Below are 15,881 nucleotides of genomic sequence, written 5' to 3'. Positions count from 1 at the left end.
TTTGTAACCGGCAAATTTCTCATTTTTAACTGGTTTTTTTGCTACTTTTGCCCAGATTTTTTGAAGGCAAGATTATGAAGTTTAGTTTACAGGCAAAAGACATACATTCCAAAGCAAGAGCAGGAACAGTTACTACGGACCATGGAGAAATCCAAACGCCCATTTTCATGCCTGTAGGCACCGCTGGCACGGTTAAGGCCGTTCATCAGCGCGAACTGAAACAAGACATCGATGCCAAAATCATCCTTGGAAATACCTATCATTTATACCTTCGTCCGGGTCTTGACATATTGGAAAAGGCAGGCGGACTGCATAAATTCATCGGCTGGGACCGTCCGATTCTTACAGACAGCGGAGGTTACCAGGTATATTCTTTAAGTAAAGTAAGAAAAATTAAAGAAGAAGGCGTGACCTTCAACTCTCACATTGATGGTTCGAAACACCTTTTCACACCTGAATATGCAATGGATATCCAGCGCACCATTGGTGCCGATATCATCATGGCGTTCGATGAATGTACGCCTTATCCATGTGATTATAAATACGCGGCTTCATCTATCAACATGACGCACCGGTGGCTGAAACGCTGCTGTGCAAGATTTGACAGCACTGAGCCGAAATATGGTTTCAACCAGACATTGTTCCCTATCGTTCAGGGATCTGTATATAAGGACCTTAGGGTGAAATCTGCAGAATTTATCGCTTCTATGGAGCGCGAAGGTAATGCGATCGGCGGACTGTCCGTTGGAGAACCTGCAGAAGAAATGTATGGCATGACAGAAGTGGTATGCGATATACTACCCTATGAAAAACCACGTTACCTTATGGGCGTAGGCACTCCTATCAACATACTGGAAAACATTGCTTTAGGTGTAGATATGTTCGACTGTGTAATGCCTACCAGAAATGCACGTAACGGAATGTTGTTTACAAGAAACGGAATCATCAATATCGGCAATAAAAAGTGGGCAGACGACCTATCTCCTATTGATGCTGAAAGCGATCTTCATGCCGACCAGGTGTATTCCAAAGCTTACCTGAGGCACCTAATGCACTCAAAAGAAATGCTTGGCGCACAGATAGCCACACTTCACAACCTCCATTTTTACCTGTGGCTGGTTAAAGAAGCAAGAGAAAAGATCATCAGCGGAGAGTTTTATGCATGGAAAAACAAAATGGTCACTATCTTAGGGAATAAATTATAAATGAGCTTCTTCAAAGACAGGATCAAAATCATTGATTGGTACATCATCAGCAAATACCTGGGTACGTTTTTGTATACCCTAACGCTGTTTGTAATCATCATCGTGATCTTTGACTTGTCGGAAAAGCTGGATGATTTCCTGAGTGCAAACCTCACTTTCTGGCAGGTAATCACCTTATATTACGCGGGATCTATCCCGTTCTACGTGAACATGCTCTCGCCCCTGATCAACTTTATAGCGGTGATATTTTTTACCGCAAAGATGGCTGATCAGACTGAAATTGTCCCTATTTTAAGCGGTGGAGTGAGCTTCAACCGCTTTCTGATGCCCTATTTTGTATCGGCATTCATCATATTTGCGGTCAATCTTGCCTCAAATCTCTATATTTTACCTTACACCAATCGCATCAAGAACAGCTTTGAAAACAGCTATGTAAAGAGAAATGCCCCGACGAGCAAGAACAACATCCACATGAAGCTGGACGACAAGACCTACATTTACATCGATAATTTCGACAACAGAAGCAAAACCGGAACACGCTTCTCCCTGGACAATTTCAAAGGTGATGTATTGACAAAAAAGCTCGTTGCCGATGAGATCAAATGGGACTCTGTAAAGAGATCCTGGAAACTGACCAACTACTCTATAAGGCTCATAGATGGCTTTAAGGAGACGATGATCACCGGAACAAGCATGAGCAAAGACACTGTTCTGGATATGCGTCCTGATGATTTCTCAGCCTTCGACAATATCTATAGTAACCTTTCTAATAAAGAGCTGGCATACAAGATCAAAAAAGAAAAAATAAGGGGCACAGGCATATGGAATAACTTGCTTTTCGAGCAGTACAGGCGCTTTTTAGATCCTTTGTCGGCTTTTGTCCTTACGCTTATTGGGGTTGCACTGTCATCACGCAAAGTCCGCGGTGGTGTGGGCTTGCCTCTTGGAATTGGGATATTGCTCAGTTTTGGCTATATAGTTATGCAACGTTTCGCCGAAATGTTCTCTTTAAAAGGAGGCTTCCCGCCTCTGTTTGCCGTATTGGCTCCTACACTATTTTTTGGATTGCTTGGTTACTATTTGCTTAGAAAAGCACCAAAATAAACCTTCAATTTCACAATGAACAACCTTTCTTCCATAACGAAAAGCTTACTGGTACTGCATTTTACTGTCTTCATATGGGGCTTCACAGGCATTCTTGGCGCCCTTATATCTATTGATGCAGTGCAAATGGTGTGGTATAGGGTGCTTATTGCCAGCATTACCTTATTTGTTTATTTTAAACTGAGCAAAACCAGCATAAAAGTGACCAGAAAACAGTTTCTGCAGTTCTTTTTCACTGGAAGTATAGTAGCCATACACTGGATCTTATTCTTTCATGCCATTAAGGTATCTACTGTATCAGTGGTACTTGTATGCATGTCGTCCATCACCCTTTTTACGGCAGTATTAGAGCCTTTAGTAAAGAAACAGCCGATATTCAAGCCCGATATCTTCGTTGGACTCATCATTATTCTGGGCATATACCTCATATTTAAGTTTGAATCACAGTACACATTAGGGATAGTTTTGGGCCTTTTAGCCACCGTCGCATCGAGTATTTTTGCCATCATCAACTCCAATCTGGTTCAGAAAAGCGATGCAAAAATCATAGGATTCTACGAAATATCCGGCGCCTTTTTCTGGATTACATTATACCGTTTGTTCACCGGAGAACTCCAAAATGAGTCCTTCAACCTGGGAGTTCATGACTGGATTTACCTGATCATATTGGGCACTATATGCACCGCTCTGGCATACGTTGCAGGAGTCTCAGTGATGCGAAATCTATCTGCATTCCGGGTCGCCCTAATCACGAATTTAGAGCCCGTATACGGCATCATTTTAGCCTTCCTTTTCTTCGGTTCAAAGGAGTCTATGTCGGTCGGATTTTACCTCGGAGCCACGCTGATTTTAGGTTCAGTTTTCCTGTATCCGGTCTACAAAAAACGCAAGAATTTACAGTAGTTTTTCTTCCTTGAAAACGCAGAGTAGGGGAGTGTTTTCCTTACGTGTCCAGGCATGATACCCTTACCCTTAAACTATCCCAAAACAGACCTAAACAGCGCTCTAAAAAGCAGTTGTAAATGCTTGATTTTCCTTCAAAATCCATCCAATAATCAGCGCATTTTACTTTAGTTATTTTGCCCAATCTGTATACATTCTTAATTTTCATCAAAAAAAATTTGTTGGATTTACAGCCTAAATAGTGTACCTTAACAGCAGATTCAGACAATTACAAAGCTATGTCTAAATTTATAAAACCATCACAGAAAAAAGCTTAAAAATCACAAAAAAAACCAACAATACCTATTTTATATAGGTTATTTTATTTCATTGAATATCAATAAAATAAATACTTATAATTAAATAAAAAAATAAGACAAAATACGCTTTCAGGAAATACAAAAACTAATAATTTTAGCATACACCATATAATGATTAATAAATACAGCATAAAACAATTGATAATCAATACAATAAATGTATTTATATTAACTGTTATTTCACATACTGCTTTTGCTCAAATTTTCGGAGGTGAGCAAAACCCACTTAGTGTAAAATGGAGGCAAATAAACACCTCGGGCTTCAAACTCATTTATCCCGACGAACTCGAAAAAGAGGCACAAAGAATGGCCGGCACAATCAGCTTCATCTACCCTTATGTAGGGAGCTCCCTGAACAGGCAAAAAACGAGCATCCCGATCGTCCTTCAAAACCGTGGAGTAATCGCAAATGGCTTCGTCCAACTAGCCCCAAAAAAGTCAGAATTTTACACTACCCCACCGCAGCAATTCGACAGTCAGGATTGGCTGAACAACCTGGCTGTACATGAGCTTCGTCACGTCGCCCAGTTCGACAAACTGACCAACGGAAAAGCTTCCCCTTTTCCCGAAGATATTTACTTCGCATGGTTCGGTGTAAGCATCCCGCTTTGGTTCTTTGAAGGCGACGCCGTAACCATCGAAACTGCACTTACAAATTCCGGCAGAGGACGACAACCATCATGGGTGATGCCTTACCGGACAGCACTGCTCGAAGGCAGAAGATTTTCCTACAGCAAAGCCAATTTTGGATCCAACAAAGACATCACCCCCGGCTACTATCAGCTCGGCTATCTGATGGCCTCAAACATCAGAAAAGATTTTGGCAGAAATATTTTCGACAGCGTACTTACGGACATCCGTAAAAGACCCGCACGACTTTACCCTTTCTCGAACAGCCTGAAAAAATTCACAGGAAAAGGAACAAGACAATCTTACCTCCGGACTTCAGCCCTGCTCAAGAAAGAATGGGAGACTCAGGATAAAAACCTGAAGACACAAACTTATCCTACACTGAACAAAGCAGCTGGTTATGCTACCAACTATTTCATGCCGGTAAAACTGAAGAACGAAAAAATACTCGCACTAAAGGACAGCAAAAGTGAAGCCGCTCATTTTGTGCTGATCGACAGCAACAAAAAAGAACACAGGCTCTTTGGCATTGGCCCTCAGGAGCAACCCTGGTTCAGTTACGCCGCCAACATGATCGTGTGGGATGAGATCCGGTATGACCCCAGATATCGTCAAAGGAGCTACAGTGTGATCTGCAGCTACAACATGAGCACAAAAAAATTCAAAAAGCTCAGTTCGCGCAGCAGGCTCTTCTCTCCTGCTGTCTCGGCTGACGGGAAAAAGATCGTGGCGGTGAGATTTGACCTGAGCAACAAATGCAATCTCGTGGAGCTTGATGCAGAAAGCGGAAAGATCATCAACACCTTCGCCAATCCGGAAAACCTGATCCTTCAAACCCCCAGCTATGACAGCAGCGGAAACCTGGTCGCCTACATCAGCGTGAGCGAAAAAGGGAAAGCCCTGAGAATTGCCGGAACACAAGACAAAAACGAGGTTTTAATCAAAGAATCACAACAGCAGCTGAGCAGACCGGTCTATATTAATCAGGGAATAGCTTTTAACGCCCACTACAATGGAATTGATAACATTTACTACATAGACACCATCAGCAGAAAGATAAGCGCTCTGAGCGCCTCTAAATACGGCGCTTTTAATCCGTCCAAAATAGAGGGAACTGAAAAGATCATATTCAACAACTACGATGTGTCAGGATATGAGGTCTCAGAAACGGACATCAACCCAACACCCTCGGGCAGGAATAGCTTTGTTTATTTCGGCGCTCCAACCCAACACCAGGAAAACACCGGAAACGTATTTTTAAACGTTCCTGACAGCAGTTTCACCTCCCAACCATACAAAACCCTCAGTCACCTGTTCAACGTCCACAGCGTCATCCCTGTGATCGAAGACGAATATCAGTTTGGATTGCAGCTGAACTCGAATAACCTCCTCAATACTTTCGATTTTTTTGCAGGGGCAGACTACCACCGCGACCTCAACAGATTTGAGTACAGCACGGGCTTTAGCCTGAAAACATTCTACCCGATCATCCGGGCCACCTACAGAAACCGTCCGAGGAGAGGTTTTTACAATACCAAAGCAGGAGTACTTCAGGGTGACTGGAGAGAGAACTATGTTCAGCTTCAGGCCTCGCTCCCGCTAAGCATCAATGCCCGCAACCACAATTACAACTTTTCTGTAAACACCTCGACCAGCTACACGAGCAGATACATGCCGGAAAACCTTCCTTCAAACTTCATTACAGAGCTGGCTTTTCCAATGCAGTACAATTTCACTTTCACACATACGGTCAGACAAGCAGAGAGAGACATTGCGCCAAAATGGGCGCAAACCTTAAGATTTACCTACATACACCAGCCGTTTGACGGCCAGTTGGCCGGACGCCTGTTTGCTGCTGAAGGATTTCTGTATTTCCCAGGACTGGCAAAAAACCACAGCTTCCTTGCCAACTTCAACTACCAGACCGCAACAGGAATACGCAGGTACGATCAGGAGATCGCAACCGTTTACGGCTACAACAACATCAAGGCGACAAGCACATTAAACAACACGCTGTTATTCAACTACCGCTTTCCTATTGCATTCCCTGATGCTGAGATCGGTCCGCTGGCCTACATCAGGAACCTAAGAGGCACGCTGTTTTGTCACTATGAGAACATCGGTACAGAAACCAATATGACGGAACCTAAAACCTATGGCTTTGAACTGCGCAGCAGTCTGAATGTACTCAGATACCAGCCGATCGTAGATTTAGGCGCGAGATTTGTGTTTGTAAACAAAAAGTACAATCAAAACCCTATATTAGAATTGATTTTCAACTACAGCTTTTAACGAAAGAAAACAAAACCCTATCCTGATGAAAACCAAAACCATTTTTATTATCGCCTTTACTGCACTAATCACTATATTTTTGATGATCAATACCGATGCAGTTGAATTCAACTTTATTTTTGTCAAAAGGGACATTTCTAAGCTTCTGGTAGTAGGCATATGTACTTTTGTAGGATTTATCCTCGGCTACTGGGCAGCCAAACCAAAAACAACTGTGAGCAGCTACGACATGAACGATCCCCAGGTGTCACCTGAGGATCGGAGAAATGATTTGAAAAGAAAAAACGACCTCAGTGATGAGGATCGTGATTATATCAGTTAGGCTAAAGCCTGTTTAATATCAGCCAGGATATCATCAATATGTTCCAAACCTATTGACAGGCGAATTGTTCCCTGCTCAATACCTACCTGCAAACGCTCTTCTTCTGTAAGTTTAGAGTGCGTACTTGTAGCCGGATGCGTAGCGATAGACCTCGTATCACCAAGATTCGCAGAAATAGAGAACATTTTCAGTCCATCCATAAACTTACCAGCCGCAGCTACTCCGCCATCGATCACGAAGGTCACGATACCACCACCCTGTCTCATTTGTTTCTTCGCGATGTCATACTGCGGGTGCGAAGGCAAAAAAGGATACATCACTTTTTTAATCACCGCATTGCCCTCCAAAAACTGAGCAACCTTTAAGGCACTTTCACAATGCCTGTCCATACGCACAGCTAAGGTTTCTAAGCTTTTCGAAAGCAACCAGGCATTAAACGGCGACATAGCCGGTCCGCTGTGCCTTGCAAAACCTTCAATTTCCTTGATCAGTTTAGCGGAACCTAAGATGATTCCACCAAGCGTACGGCCTTGTCCGTCGATGAATTTAGTTGCCGAGTGAATAGAAATATCCGCACCCAATTTGATTGGCTGCTGCAGGTAAGGCGTAGCAAAACAATTGTCGACCACCAGCATAATTCCATTTTTCTTAGCCAGTTGTGCCAGCCACTCCAGGTCGATGATGTCAATACCAGGATTTGAAGGCGTCTCTACAAAGATCATTTTGGTGTTAGGCTTGATGCCATTTTCCCATTGATCCAGTTTATCCAGGTCAGCATAAGTATAACTTACGCCCCATTTAGGAAAAATATTATTGAGCAACTGATGTGTAGAACCAAAAACCGAACGGCTGGACAACACATGATCGCCAGACTGCAGGAACGACGCAAAAGTTGTAAAAATCGCAGCCATTCCGCTAGCTGTAGCCCATCCTGCCTCTGCACCTTCCAGAACCGCCATTTTATTGATCAGTTCGTCTGTATTAGGATTGGCATAACGGCTGTATACGTTACCTTCCTTTTCGTTTGCAAAAAGTGCACGCATTTCCTCAGCATCATCAAATTTATAACTTGAAGTGAGGTACAAAGGCACTGAGTGCTCTTTAAACTGTGTTCTTTCCGCTTGTAAACGAATGGCTAAGGTTTCGAAATTGTCTTGCATTTTTATTATTGATGAATGGTGTATGTAAAATTAATTTGTGCAGAGCGTCCCAGAATATTGGATACCGAGCAATACTTGTCAAAAGTCATATCCAGCGCACGCTCTACTTTTTGTACGCTTAATGTACCGTAAAGATCAAAATGAATATTGATGACATCAAATATCGGTGGCATCTCCTGATCCTTTCTTGTAGCCTTGATACTGATTTTTACATCATTCAGCGGCTCCTTTTGCTTGGTCAGCACATTGACCATATCTATGCCGCTGCAGCCACCAAGGCCAATCAGCAACATTTCCATTGGTCTGAAACCTTTACCCTCTCCTCCGATTTCCTGTTTTGCATCCAGCTCAACCTTAAAGCCGCTTGAATTTTCAGCTTCAAAATTAAACTTGCCACTTTTACGTACTAAGTTGATCTCCATATATTCCTTTTGTTGTCAATTATGCCGATTTTCCCAATGATGATTAAGAGATCTTTCATTAGGATTTTCAGACATCGTAAAATACTTTATTGTCCTTTTCCAGACCGGACAATTTTGTCTCTTCCTCAAAAATACCAAATACACACGAACCGCTACCACTCATGGCTGCATAAATTGCACCAGCGTGATACAACTCCGTTTTTACCCGCTCTATTTCAGGATATTTTGAGAACACAGTGGCCTCAAAATCATTCTTCAGATTCAATTTCCAATCTTTGAGGGGCAAAGGTATTAAATCTTTTACCGAACTACTAGGAATTATAGGCTTTATTCCGCTGTAAGCATCAGCTGTAGATACGTGAACCTGAGGCTTCATCAGCACCATAAAATAGTTGGAGAGATCGAGATCAACCGGACTGAACTGGTCGCCGATCCCCTCAGCAAATACTGGTTCATTGCGAATAAAGAAAGGGCAATCTGCACCAAGCTGTCCGGCATAGGTCTCCATTTGCCTGTCGGTTAGGCCCAATTCAAACTTCTGGTTTAGCAGCTTAATCAGAAACGCAGCATCAGAAGAACCACCCCCTAGTCCGGCACCCACAGGAATGTTCTTCAGCAAAGTAATTTGCTGTGGAGGCAGGTTGAAATCTTTTTTCAGCAGTTGATACGCTTTGAGACAGATGTTGTCTGTGGCGTCGCCAGGCACATCAATACCCTTGATCACACAGCTCGTCTCTGCTGCATCTGTGATCTCTATGACATCATAAAGCTTAACAGGGTAAAACACCGTTTCCAGATTATGGTATCCGTCGGGTCTTTTCTCTATGATGTTGAGGCCAAGGTTGATCTTGGCATTTGCAAATGCGAGCATCGGTCGTCCGGTTAATATTGTGCCGGCAAACTTACAAATAATCGATTCAGAATTACAACTGGCATTTAGGCATGCTTTTATTTCTTGCCGTCATCTAACCCTGCGTTTTCGCTTATAAACTCAACAAAGTGTGGAGAAACTCTACAACTAATCTTTACACCAAAAAACATAAACTACTAATAATCAATCAAGTGCCAAAAACCACAATGTTTGGTATCATTATGAAGCATACACTAAACACAATTAACATGAATTTTTAACTGAAACATTAAAATAAGTATTATGAAAAAGATCATCTTATCAGCAGCATTTTTAGCAGTAGCAGGATTAACAACAGTAAAAGCGAGCGACATCAAAAACCCAATTATAGTTGCTGTACAACAAGATAGTACTACAAAAGCTCCGGTTGAGTTGAAAGACCTTCCAGAGGCAGTTACTAAGACCCTACAATCTGACCCTGTTAAAGCCTGGACACCAACTGCAGCATTTTTAGTGACTAATGCAGACAAAACTTCTTACTATCTGATCAACGTGAAGAAAGAACAAGAAACCGGTTCTTTGAAAATCGACAAAGACGGTAAAATCATTGAATAATTAAAATTCAATATACTAATAGCTAATACTACAAAAGCCGGAGGATTCCGGCTTTTGTAGTATTTAGAAAATTACTTACTGATAAATGGTTTATGGGATATGGAAGCCTGTTTCATGGTCTGTTGTATTTTATACAAACGGGTTGCCATTTCAAAACGCTCCTTATAGCTTCTTTTTAGCCCTTCTTTTAAACGCTCCGATTCAGCCTGATCAAATGATTGCTTCTGTTTTCCCATTAAATACTGGTTTAAAAACTATACCAAATTTAAACAAATGTCTCTATTTAACAAGTCTTATCTTAGTAGAGATAGAAGCTAAAATATAAAAAAACCAAAGTAATAACCCTCTATCGGGAATCCACTAATTGAAAAAAAATCGATGCCTAATCTCCATAACTCCAAAAATTAATGACAATTAACCCTGAACAAAGCATCATTAGTTAAATCAACAAATATCAAAAATTTGACACTGAAACAGCCTAAACAAAGCGCTAAATCTTGAAAAAATTCGTATCTTGCAGTTAATTAAAATAACTAAATACTAACCAAAACTACACGAGGGTTAAAGACAAGTAGAAGTATGGCAGGTAGCTAGCCCACCTCTAAGCCACATCTACCCCACCTCTACCCCACGTTTTATTGGAAAAAAGGTGGGGTAAACCTTTGTTAAGTATTGGTTAATCATGGCTTAGACTAATTTTATGTATTACGATGGCAATATTTAATGGCAAACACTTCAAGGGAATAATCGGCAAAATAGTCCTAAAGGTGCAAAAAAACGGCAAACTAACAGCACAATCAATTCCTGCACAGGTCCCTCAAACAGAGGCCTCTCAAAAAACCGCAGGCATTATGGGAAATGCCAGTACTTTATCTAAAAGTATAAGAACCTCTATGAGCTCACTTTATGGAGACAATTATCCCGGTACAATGATCAATAATCTGTCAACTGCAAACCGTTCTATTTTGGATCATTGCTGTGATAAGGAAACTATGACTTACGCCTTCCAGGAAGATAGTTTTGAAAACCTTGCCGGCTTCCAGTTCAATGACAAATCTCCATTATCTAATTTTCTTTGGGTGAAACCTTACTTAACAATCAATGATAGTAAGAATCAAATCACCCTCACCATACCTGCCTTTGAAGTTGTGGAGCAACTAAAAATGCCAAACCATGCAAACTCTTGTGAATTCTACATCAAAATGGGGCAATTTGCGCTTTTCGGCAGTACCGAAAAAAGTACTCAATTACAAACGCTCGAAATCCTGCCAGAGCAAACTCATATCCCTGAAACTCAATTTCAGTTCGATATTATGCCGGGGTGTTTGGGTGTAGTTGGCTTAGGCATCAAATATTACAAATTGCAAAATCAGGTAAAGACGCCGCTAAATAACAAGGAATTGAATCCGGCAGCAATTGTTGGCGCCATATTTACACCGGGAGAGTTTATCATACCAAAGCCTGTAACTGTAAACGGAAAGAGTAAAGCGACAGGATGGTCAAACATGAGCAAATTAAAACTTAATTTTGCTGAACCTGAAGGGTAAATCCCTTACTTTTGTATACTGTCTTAGAAAATTATGAAGCAATATTTAGATTTGATGCAGCATGTGCTCGATAATGGCACGCAAAAACACGACCGTACCGGCACGGGAACCATTAGCGTATTCGGCTACCAAATGCGGTTCGACCTGCAAAAGGGTTTCCCTATGGTAACGACTAAAAAACTGCACTTAAAATCTATTATCCATGAACTGATCTGGTTTTTGAGCGGCGACACCAATATAAAATATCTAAAAGATAATGGTGTGAGGATCTGGGACGAATGGGCAGATGAAAATGGCGACCTTGGCCCTGTTTACGGTTCGCAATGGCGTTCATGGCCTAAACCTGATGGCGGTCATATTGATCAGATCTCAAAAATCATAGATACCATCAAAAATAACCCAGATTCCCGCAGGATCATCGTATCAGCGTGGAACGTGGCTGAGGTAGACAATATGGCTTTACCACCATGCCATGCCTTTTTTCAGTTTTATGTGGCCGACGGAAAATTGAGTTGCCAGCTTTATCAGCGCAGCGCAGATATCTTTTTAGGTGTGCCTTTTAATATTGCGTCTTATGCTTTGCTGACCATGATGGTGGCACAAGTATGCGGCTTGCAGTATGGCGATTTTATCCATACGTTGGGCGATGCACATTTATACAACAACCATATTGAACAGGCCAGACTGCAGTTGAGCCGCGACACGAAAGATTTGCCGGTAATGGAGATCAATCCTGATGTGAAAGATATATTCAGCTTCAAATACGAAGATTTTACACTGAAGGGTTATGAACCCCATCCACACATTAAAGGAGTGGTAGCAGTATGATTTTATCTATCGTAGTAGCTATAGCAGAGAACAATGCTATCGGCAAGGATAATCAGTTGTTGTGGCACCTTCCGGCCGACTTAAAACATTTCAAACAGATCACCAGCGGCCATACGATCATCATGGGCCGTAAGACGTATGATTCTATCGGCAGGCCCTTGCCAAACAGACGTAACATCGTCATCACACGCAATACAGGTTTGGAGATTGAAGGAGTAGAGGTTATAAATGATATTGCTGCAGCCCTTGAGCTTTGCCAGGATGAGGAAGAAGTATTTGTGATAGGCGGCGCAGAGATTTACAAACATGCGCTAAACGATACCGACCGCATATACCTAACCAGGGTTCATCAGCGTTATGATGCAGATACCTTTTTTCCTGAAATCAATAGTCAGGATTGGAAAGAGCGTGATCTGGAACACCATGAGCCTGATGAGAAAAATAAGGAAGCTTATACATTTTCGACCTTATCGCGCCTGGCATGACGACCGGCTTAGTGAACTCATAATAAAAAATTCAGAAGGTAGCCTAATAATTAAAAAAATAATTAGATTTGCCGACTTGTTAAAAAAATATATTGCATATAGACTAATTATTACAAACACAAACAAATAATGCAGGGTAAAGGTTTTATTAAATTTATGGCAATACTTTTAGGTATTGTCTGTGTGTATTCTCTCTCATTCAACTTTGTTACTTCAAAGGTTGAAAAAGACGCAAAAGCTTATGCTAAAGGAGATCCGGAAAAAGAAAAAGCTTATCTGGATTCAATGGCTACAGTCCCGGTTTATCCTGTATTTGGATTTAACTACCAGTTCTGTAAAGGAAAAGAAATTAACCTTGGGCTAGACCTTAAAGGTGGTATGAACGTAACGATGGAAATATCGTTGGCTGAATTGGTTAAATCTTTAGCTGACAATACTTCTGATGCCAACTTTAACCAGGCATTGTCTACTGCACAGCAACAATTAAATGCCGGTGGTAAAGATTACATCGATTTGTTTGTAACTGAGTTTGAAAAATTATCTCCAAATGTAAAATTGGTAGACTTCTTCTCTAACCAGGATAACGCTAAGGAATTGAAACCTGATGCAAGCAATTCTGAGGTTAAGAAATTTCTTTCTAAAGAAGCTACAAGTGCTATCGACCGTTCATTCATCATCATCAGAAGCCGTATCGATGGTTTTGGTGTGGTGAGTCCAAACATGCAGAAACAAGAAGGTACTAACCGTATCCTGATTGAGATGCCAGGTGTTCAGGATAAAGAAAGGGTACATAAATTATTACAAGGTTCTGCTGAACTTCAGTTCTGGCATGTATACCAAAATAAGGAAGTATACCCTGTCTTGGAAAACATCAACAAAACATTGGCTTCTTCTTTAAAAGAAACTAAAGCTATTGACACTACTAAAGCTGCAGGTACTGATACTACTGTTAAATCTGAAAGTAAACTTGCTGGCTTAGCTAAAAAAACTACCGCTACTGATTCTGCAAGTGTAAAAACTCAGGAAGCAGCAAAATCAAATCCTTTGTTTGCAGTGTTGACTATCCCTTCTTACATGGGAGAAAATGGTCAGCAACAATTGCGCCCGGGTGCTGCTGTGGGTTGGGTTGCTCAAAAAGATACTGCAAAAGTTAACGCATTCCTTAAGAGACCAGAAATTGCTTCTATCATTCCTCAGAGCTACAAATTCATGTGGAGTGTAAAACCTGCTGATCTTGGATCTCCTGTAGGTGGTGCTAAAATATTCGAATTGTACGCCATTAAAGTGACTTCATTGGATGGCCGACCTGATTTAGGTGGTGAAGCAATCAGTGATGCACGTGCGGATTACGATCAGAATGGTAAACCGGAAGTGTCTATGACAATGACTGGTGACGGTTCTGCAATCTGGAAAAAAATGACTGGTGAGGCTGCTGCTGATCCTAACGACAAAAGATCTATTGCAATTGTACTGGATAATCAGGTGTACTCTGCTCCTACTGTAAATGATGAGATTTCAGGTGGAAGATCTTCAATCACAGGTAACTTTACTGTAAATGATACACAGGATTTGGCTAACATCTTAAAAGCTGGTAAATTACCTGCTCCTGCAAGAATCGTTGGTGAGTTCGTAGTAGGTCCTACTTTGGGTGAGACTGCAATCCACAATGGTTTATTGTCATTCGTACTTGCATTTATCGTGATCCTGATCTTCATGGCCATGTATTACAATAAAGCAGGTTGGGTAGCTAACCTTGCATTGGTGATCAACTTGTTCTTCATCATGGGAATATTGGTATCGCTTGGTGCTGTATTGACATTGCCTGGTATCGCTGGTATCGTGTTGGTAATCGGTTTATCTGTGGATGCGAATATCCTGATCTTTGAGCGTGTAAGGGAAGAGCTTACTTTAGGAAAGCCTACTCCTGTAGCGATCAAAGAAGGTTTCAAACATGCAATGTCTTCGATCATTGACTCAAACGTAACAGTATTTGTATTGGGTGCTATCCTTTATGTATTTGGAACAGGACCTGTTCAGGGTTTTGCGACTACATTATGTATCGGTATCCTTTCATCTCTGTTCTGTGCTGTATTGATCTCTCGCCTGGTATTTGAGTGGTTATTAGAGAAAAAATCAAACATTACTTTCGGTAACAAATACACGATCCACGCATTTAAAAACATTGCCTTCAACTTCGTTGGACACAGAAAATTATATTATACTATTTCTTCTGTAATCATTGTTCTTGGTTTCATCTTCTACTTTAAAAACGGAGGTTTAAACCTTGGTATCGACTTTAAGGGTGGTAGAACTTACATCGTTCACTTCGATAAAGGAATGGACACTGAGGATGTTAAAGCTAAACTGAACAATGTTTTCACTGAGTCTGAAACTATTGTAAAAACTGCCGGTGCAGACAATGAATTAAAAATTACTACTACTTACCACATCACTGACACTGATACTCAGGCTGATAAAATAGTAGAAACTGCCTTGAATAAAGGTTTAACTGAAACTGGTGTTAAATACACTATTGAAAGTAATGAGAAAGTAGGCCCAATCATCGCAAGTGACATCGTTTACGGTGCTTACGGTGCAATCCTGTTCTCTTGCTTAGTGATGTTTATCTACATCGTAGTCAGGTTCAAAAAACTAAACTATGGTTTAGGTGCGGTAATCGCATTGTTCCATGATGTGTTACTTGTACTTTCATTCTACACGATACTTGATGGTGTACTTCCTTTCTCTCTGGAGATTGGTCAGGATTTTATCGCTGCGATATTGACGGTAATGGGTTATACCATGACTGAAACAGTTGTTGTGTTTGACCGTATCCGTGAGAAACTTGCTGAGTCTGGTAAACAAGACCTATATGGTGAAGAAAGAAACAAACTGATCAACTTTGCACTAAACAGTACATTGAGTCGTACCATCTTAACTTCGTTAACGGTATTCTTCGTATTGGTTGTGATCTTTATTTTCGGTGGAGCCAGTATCCGCGGATTTATCTTCGCATTGCTGATTGGTCGTATCATCGGTACTTACTCATCACTATGTATCTCTACCCCTATCGTAATTGATCTGGGCGACAAGAAAAAATAAGAAATTACTTCTTTGTGATAATTAAAGGCATCCTTTTTGGATGCCTTTTTGTTTGTT

General features: G+C 41.1%; 15 protein-coding genes. 10 read left to right on the top strand and 5 right to left on the bottom strand.

What is annotated here, in order from left to right:
* Positions 1–74: 74 nt before the first annotated feature.
* From tgt to R2Q78_RS18440, 3 genes are read left to right on the top strand one after another with little or no spacing between them, the layout of a single operon-like run.
* Positions 75–1,205, top strand: a complete 1,131-nt coding sequence (gene tgt, locus R2Q78_RS18450; RefSeq protein WP_316794024.1) for a tRNA guanosine(34) transglycosylase Tgt — start codon at positions 75–77, stop codon at positions 1,203–1,205.
* Complete coding sequence (locus tag R2Q78_RS18445; protein ID WP_316794023.1) at positions 1,206–2,309, top strand: LptF/LptG family permease; 1,104 nt, start codon at positions 1,206–1,208, stop codon at positions 2,307–2,309. It abuts the gene before it with no gap.
* A 15-nt stretch (positions 2,310–2,324) separates the two neighbouring features.
* Positions 2,325–3,212 (top strand): DMT family transporter, encoded by an 888-nt coding sequence (locus R2Q78_RS18440; RefSeq protein WP_316794022.1) that lies wholly within the window; start codon positions 2,325–2,327, stop codon positions 3,210–3,212.
* Between the two features lie 40 nt (positions 3,213–3,252).
* Here R2Q78_RS18440 and R2Q78_RS18435 read toward each other — a convergent pair whose 3' ends face one another.
* Positions 3,253–3,420, bottom strand: a complete 168-nt coding sequence (locus R2Q78_RS18435; RefSeq protein WP_316794021.1) for a hypothetical protein — start codon at positions 3,418–3,420, stop codon at positions 3,253–3,255.
* Positions 3,421–3,682: 262 nt separating this feature from the next.
* On the opposite strand from R2Q78_RS18435, the gene R2Q78_RS18430 reads away from it, so the two are divergent.
* Both R2Q78_RS18430 and R2Q78_RS18425 read left to right on the top strand, forming a co-directional pair.
* Positions 3,683–6,493 carry a hypothetical protein gene (locus R2Q78_RS18430; protein ID WP_316794020.1) on the top strand — a complete coding sequence of 937 codons (2,811 nt, stop codon included), beginning with the start codon at positions 3,683–3,685 and terminating at the stop codon, positions 6,491–6,493.
* A gap of 25 nt (positions 6,494–6,518) precedes the next feature.
* The gene (locus tag R2Q78_RS18425; RefSeq protein WP_136836622.1) at positions 6,519–6,815 is read left to right on the top strand and encodes a LapA family protein; all 297 of its coding nucleotides are present in this window, start codon (positions 6,519–6,521) and stop codon (positions 6,813–6,815) included.
* On the opposite strand, the gene R2Q78_RS18420 is transcribed toward R2Q78_RS18425, so the two are convergent.
* The 3 genes from R2Q78_RS18420 to ispE all read right to left on the bottom strand — a co-directional run bounded on the left by R2Q78_RS18420 (position 6,812) and on the right by ispE (position 9,268).
* Positions 6,812–7,975 carry an O-succinylhomoserine sulfhydrylase gene (locus R2Q78_RS18420; protein ID WP_316794019.1) on the bottom strand — a complete coding sequence of 388 codons (1,164 nt, stop codon included), beginning with the start codon at positions 7,973–7,975 and terminating at the stop codon, positions 6,812–6,814. The two genes, R2Q78_RS18425 and R2Q78_RS18420, sit on opposite strands and share 4 nt — an antisense overlap.
* 5 nt (positions 7,976–7,980) lie before the next feature.
* Positions 7,981–8,397: an OsmC family protein gene (locus R2Q78_RS18415; protein WP_136836624.1), complete on the bottom strand. Its 417-nt coding sequence runs from the start codon at positions 8,395–8,397 to the stop codon at positions 7,981–7,983.
* 67 nt (positions 8,398–8,464) lie between these two features.
* Positions 8,465–9,268: a 4-(cytidine 5'-diphospho)-2-C-methyl-D-erythritol kinase gene (ispE, locus tag R2Q78_RS18410; protein WP_316794018.1), complete on the bottom strand. Its 804-nt coding sequence runs from the start codon at positions 9,266–9,268 to the stop codon at positions 8,465–8,467.
* A gap of 282 nt (positions 9,269–9,550) precedes the next feature.
* Here ispE and R2Q78_RS18405 point away from each other — a divergent pair, with 282 nt between their 5' ends.
* Entirely contained in the window at positions 9,551–9,862 is a 312-nt protein-coding gene (locus R2Q78_RS18405) for a hypothetical protein (RefSeq protein ID WP_316794017.1), read from the top strand.
* Between the two features lie 71 nt (positions 9,863–9,933).
* Here the strand turns inward: R2Q78_RS18405 and R2Q78_RS18400 are convergent, their stop codons facing one another.
* Entirely contained in the window at positions 9,934–10,098 is a 165-nt protein-coding gene (locus R2Q78_RS18400) for a hypothetical protein (RefSeq protein ID WP_316794016.1), read from the bottom strand.
* Positions 10,099–10,572: 474 nt separating this feature from the next.
* Between R2Q78_RS18400 and R2Q78_RS18395 the strand changes: the two genes are divergently transcribed.
* From R2Q78_RS18395 to secDF, 4 genes are all read left to right on the top strand, one after another.
* A complete protein-coding gene (locus R2Q78_RS18395) occupies positions 10,573–11,409 on the top strand; it encodes a hypothetical protein (RefSeq protein WP_316794015.1) in 837 nt (278 codons plus the stop codon).
* Between the two features lie 33 nt (positions 11,410–11,442).
* The gene (locus R2Q78_RS18390; protein WP_316794014.1) at positions 11,443–12,237 is read left to right on the top strand and encodes a thymidylate synthase; all 795 of its coding nucleotides are present in this window, start codon (positions 11,443–11,445) and stop codon (positions 12,235–12,237) included.
* The gene (locus tag R2Q78_RS18385) at positions 12,234–12,722 is read left to right on the top strand and encodes a dihydrofolate reductase (RefSeq protein WP_316794013.1); all 489 of its coding nucleotides are present in this window, start codon (positions 12,234–12,236) and stop codon (positions 12,720–12,722) included. The genes R2Q78_RS18390 and R2Q78_RS18385 overlap by 4 nt, the downstream gene beginning before the upstream one ends.
* A 129-nt stretch (positions 12,723–12,851) precedes the next feature.
* Positions 12,852–15,824 carry a protein translocase subunit SecDF gene (gene secDF / locus R2Q78_RS18380; protein WP_316794012.1) on the top strand — a complete coding sequence of 991 codons (2,973 nt, stop codon included), beginning with the start codon at positions 12,852–12,854 and terminating at the stop codon, positions 15,822–15,824.
* Positions 15,825–15,881 lie beyond the last annotated feature (57 nt).

Origin of the sequence: Pedobacter frigoris (assembly GCF_032678645.1) — a bacterium.
In the GTDB taxonomy this organism is placed as follows: Bacteria; Bacteroidota; Bacteroidia; order Sphingobacteriales; family Sphingobacteriaceae; genus Pedobacter; species Pedobacter frigoris_A.
Note: the sequence above shows the minus strand (reverse complement) of the source record. Positions and strands in the feature narration are given on the sequence as shown.

Coding starts and splice junctions, on each gene's coding strand:
- R2Q78_RS18400 (WP_316794016.1), bottom strand. CDS start 10,098: ATGGGAAAACAGAAGCAATCATTTGATCAGGCTGAATCGGAGCGTTTA.
- R2Q78_RS18385 (WP_316794013.1), top strand. CDS start 12,234: ATGATTTTATCTATCGTAGTAGCTATAGCAGAGAACAATGCTATCGGC.
- R2Q78_RS18390 (WP_316794014.1), top strand. CDS start 11,443: ATGAAGCAATATTTAGATTTGATGCAGCATGTGCTCGATAATGGCACG.
- R2Q78_RS18405 (WP_316794017.1), top strand. CDS start 9,551: ATGAAAAAGATCATCTTATCAGCAGCATTTTTAGCAGTAGCAGGATTA.
- R2Q78_RS18415 (WP_136836624.1), bottom strand. CDS start 8,397: ATGGAGATCAACTTAGTACGTAAAAGTGGCAAGTTTAATTTTGAAGCT.
- R2Q78_RS18440 (WP_316794022.1), top strand. CDS start 2,325: ATGAACAACCTTTCTTCCATAACGAAAAGCTTACTGGTACTGCATTTT.
- R2Q78_RS18435 (WP_316794021.1), bottom strand. CDS start 3,420: ATGAAAATTAAGAATGTATACAGATTGGGCAAAATAACTAAAGTAAAA.
- R2Q78_RS18420 (WP_316794019.1), bottom strand. CDS start 7,975: ATGCAAGACAATTTCGAAACCTTAGCCATTCGTTTACAAGCGGAAAGA.
- R2Q78_RS18425 (WP_136836622.1), top strand. CDS start 6,519: ATGAAAACCAAAACCATTTTTATTATCGCCTTTACTGCACTAATCACT.
- ispE (WP_316794018.1), bottom strand. CDS start 9,268: ATGCTCGCATTTGCAAATGCCAAGATCAACCTTGGCCTCAACATCATA.
- secDF (WP_316794012.1), top strand. CDS start 12,852: ATGCAGGGTAAAGGTTTTATTAAATTTATGGCAATACTTTTAGGTATT.
- tgt (WP_316794024.1), top strand. CDS start 75: ATGAAGTTTAGTTTACAGGCAAAAGACATACATTCCAAAGCAAGAGCA.
- R2Q78_RS18445 (WP_316794023.1), top strand. CDS start 1,206: ATGAGCTTCTTCAAAGACAGGATCAAAATCATTGATTGGTACATCATC.
- R2Q78_RS18395 (WP_316794015.1), top strand. CDS start 10,573: ATGGCAATATTTAATGGCAAACACTTCAAGGGAATAATCGGCAAAATA.
- R2Q78_RS18430 (WP_316794020.1), top strand. CDS start 3,683: ATGATTAATAAATACAGCATAAAACAATTGATAATCAATACAATAAAT.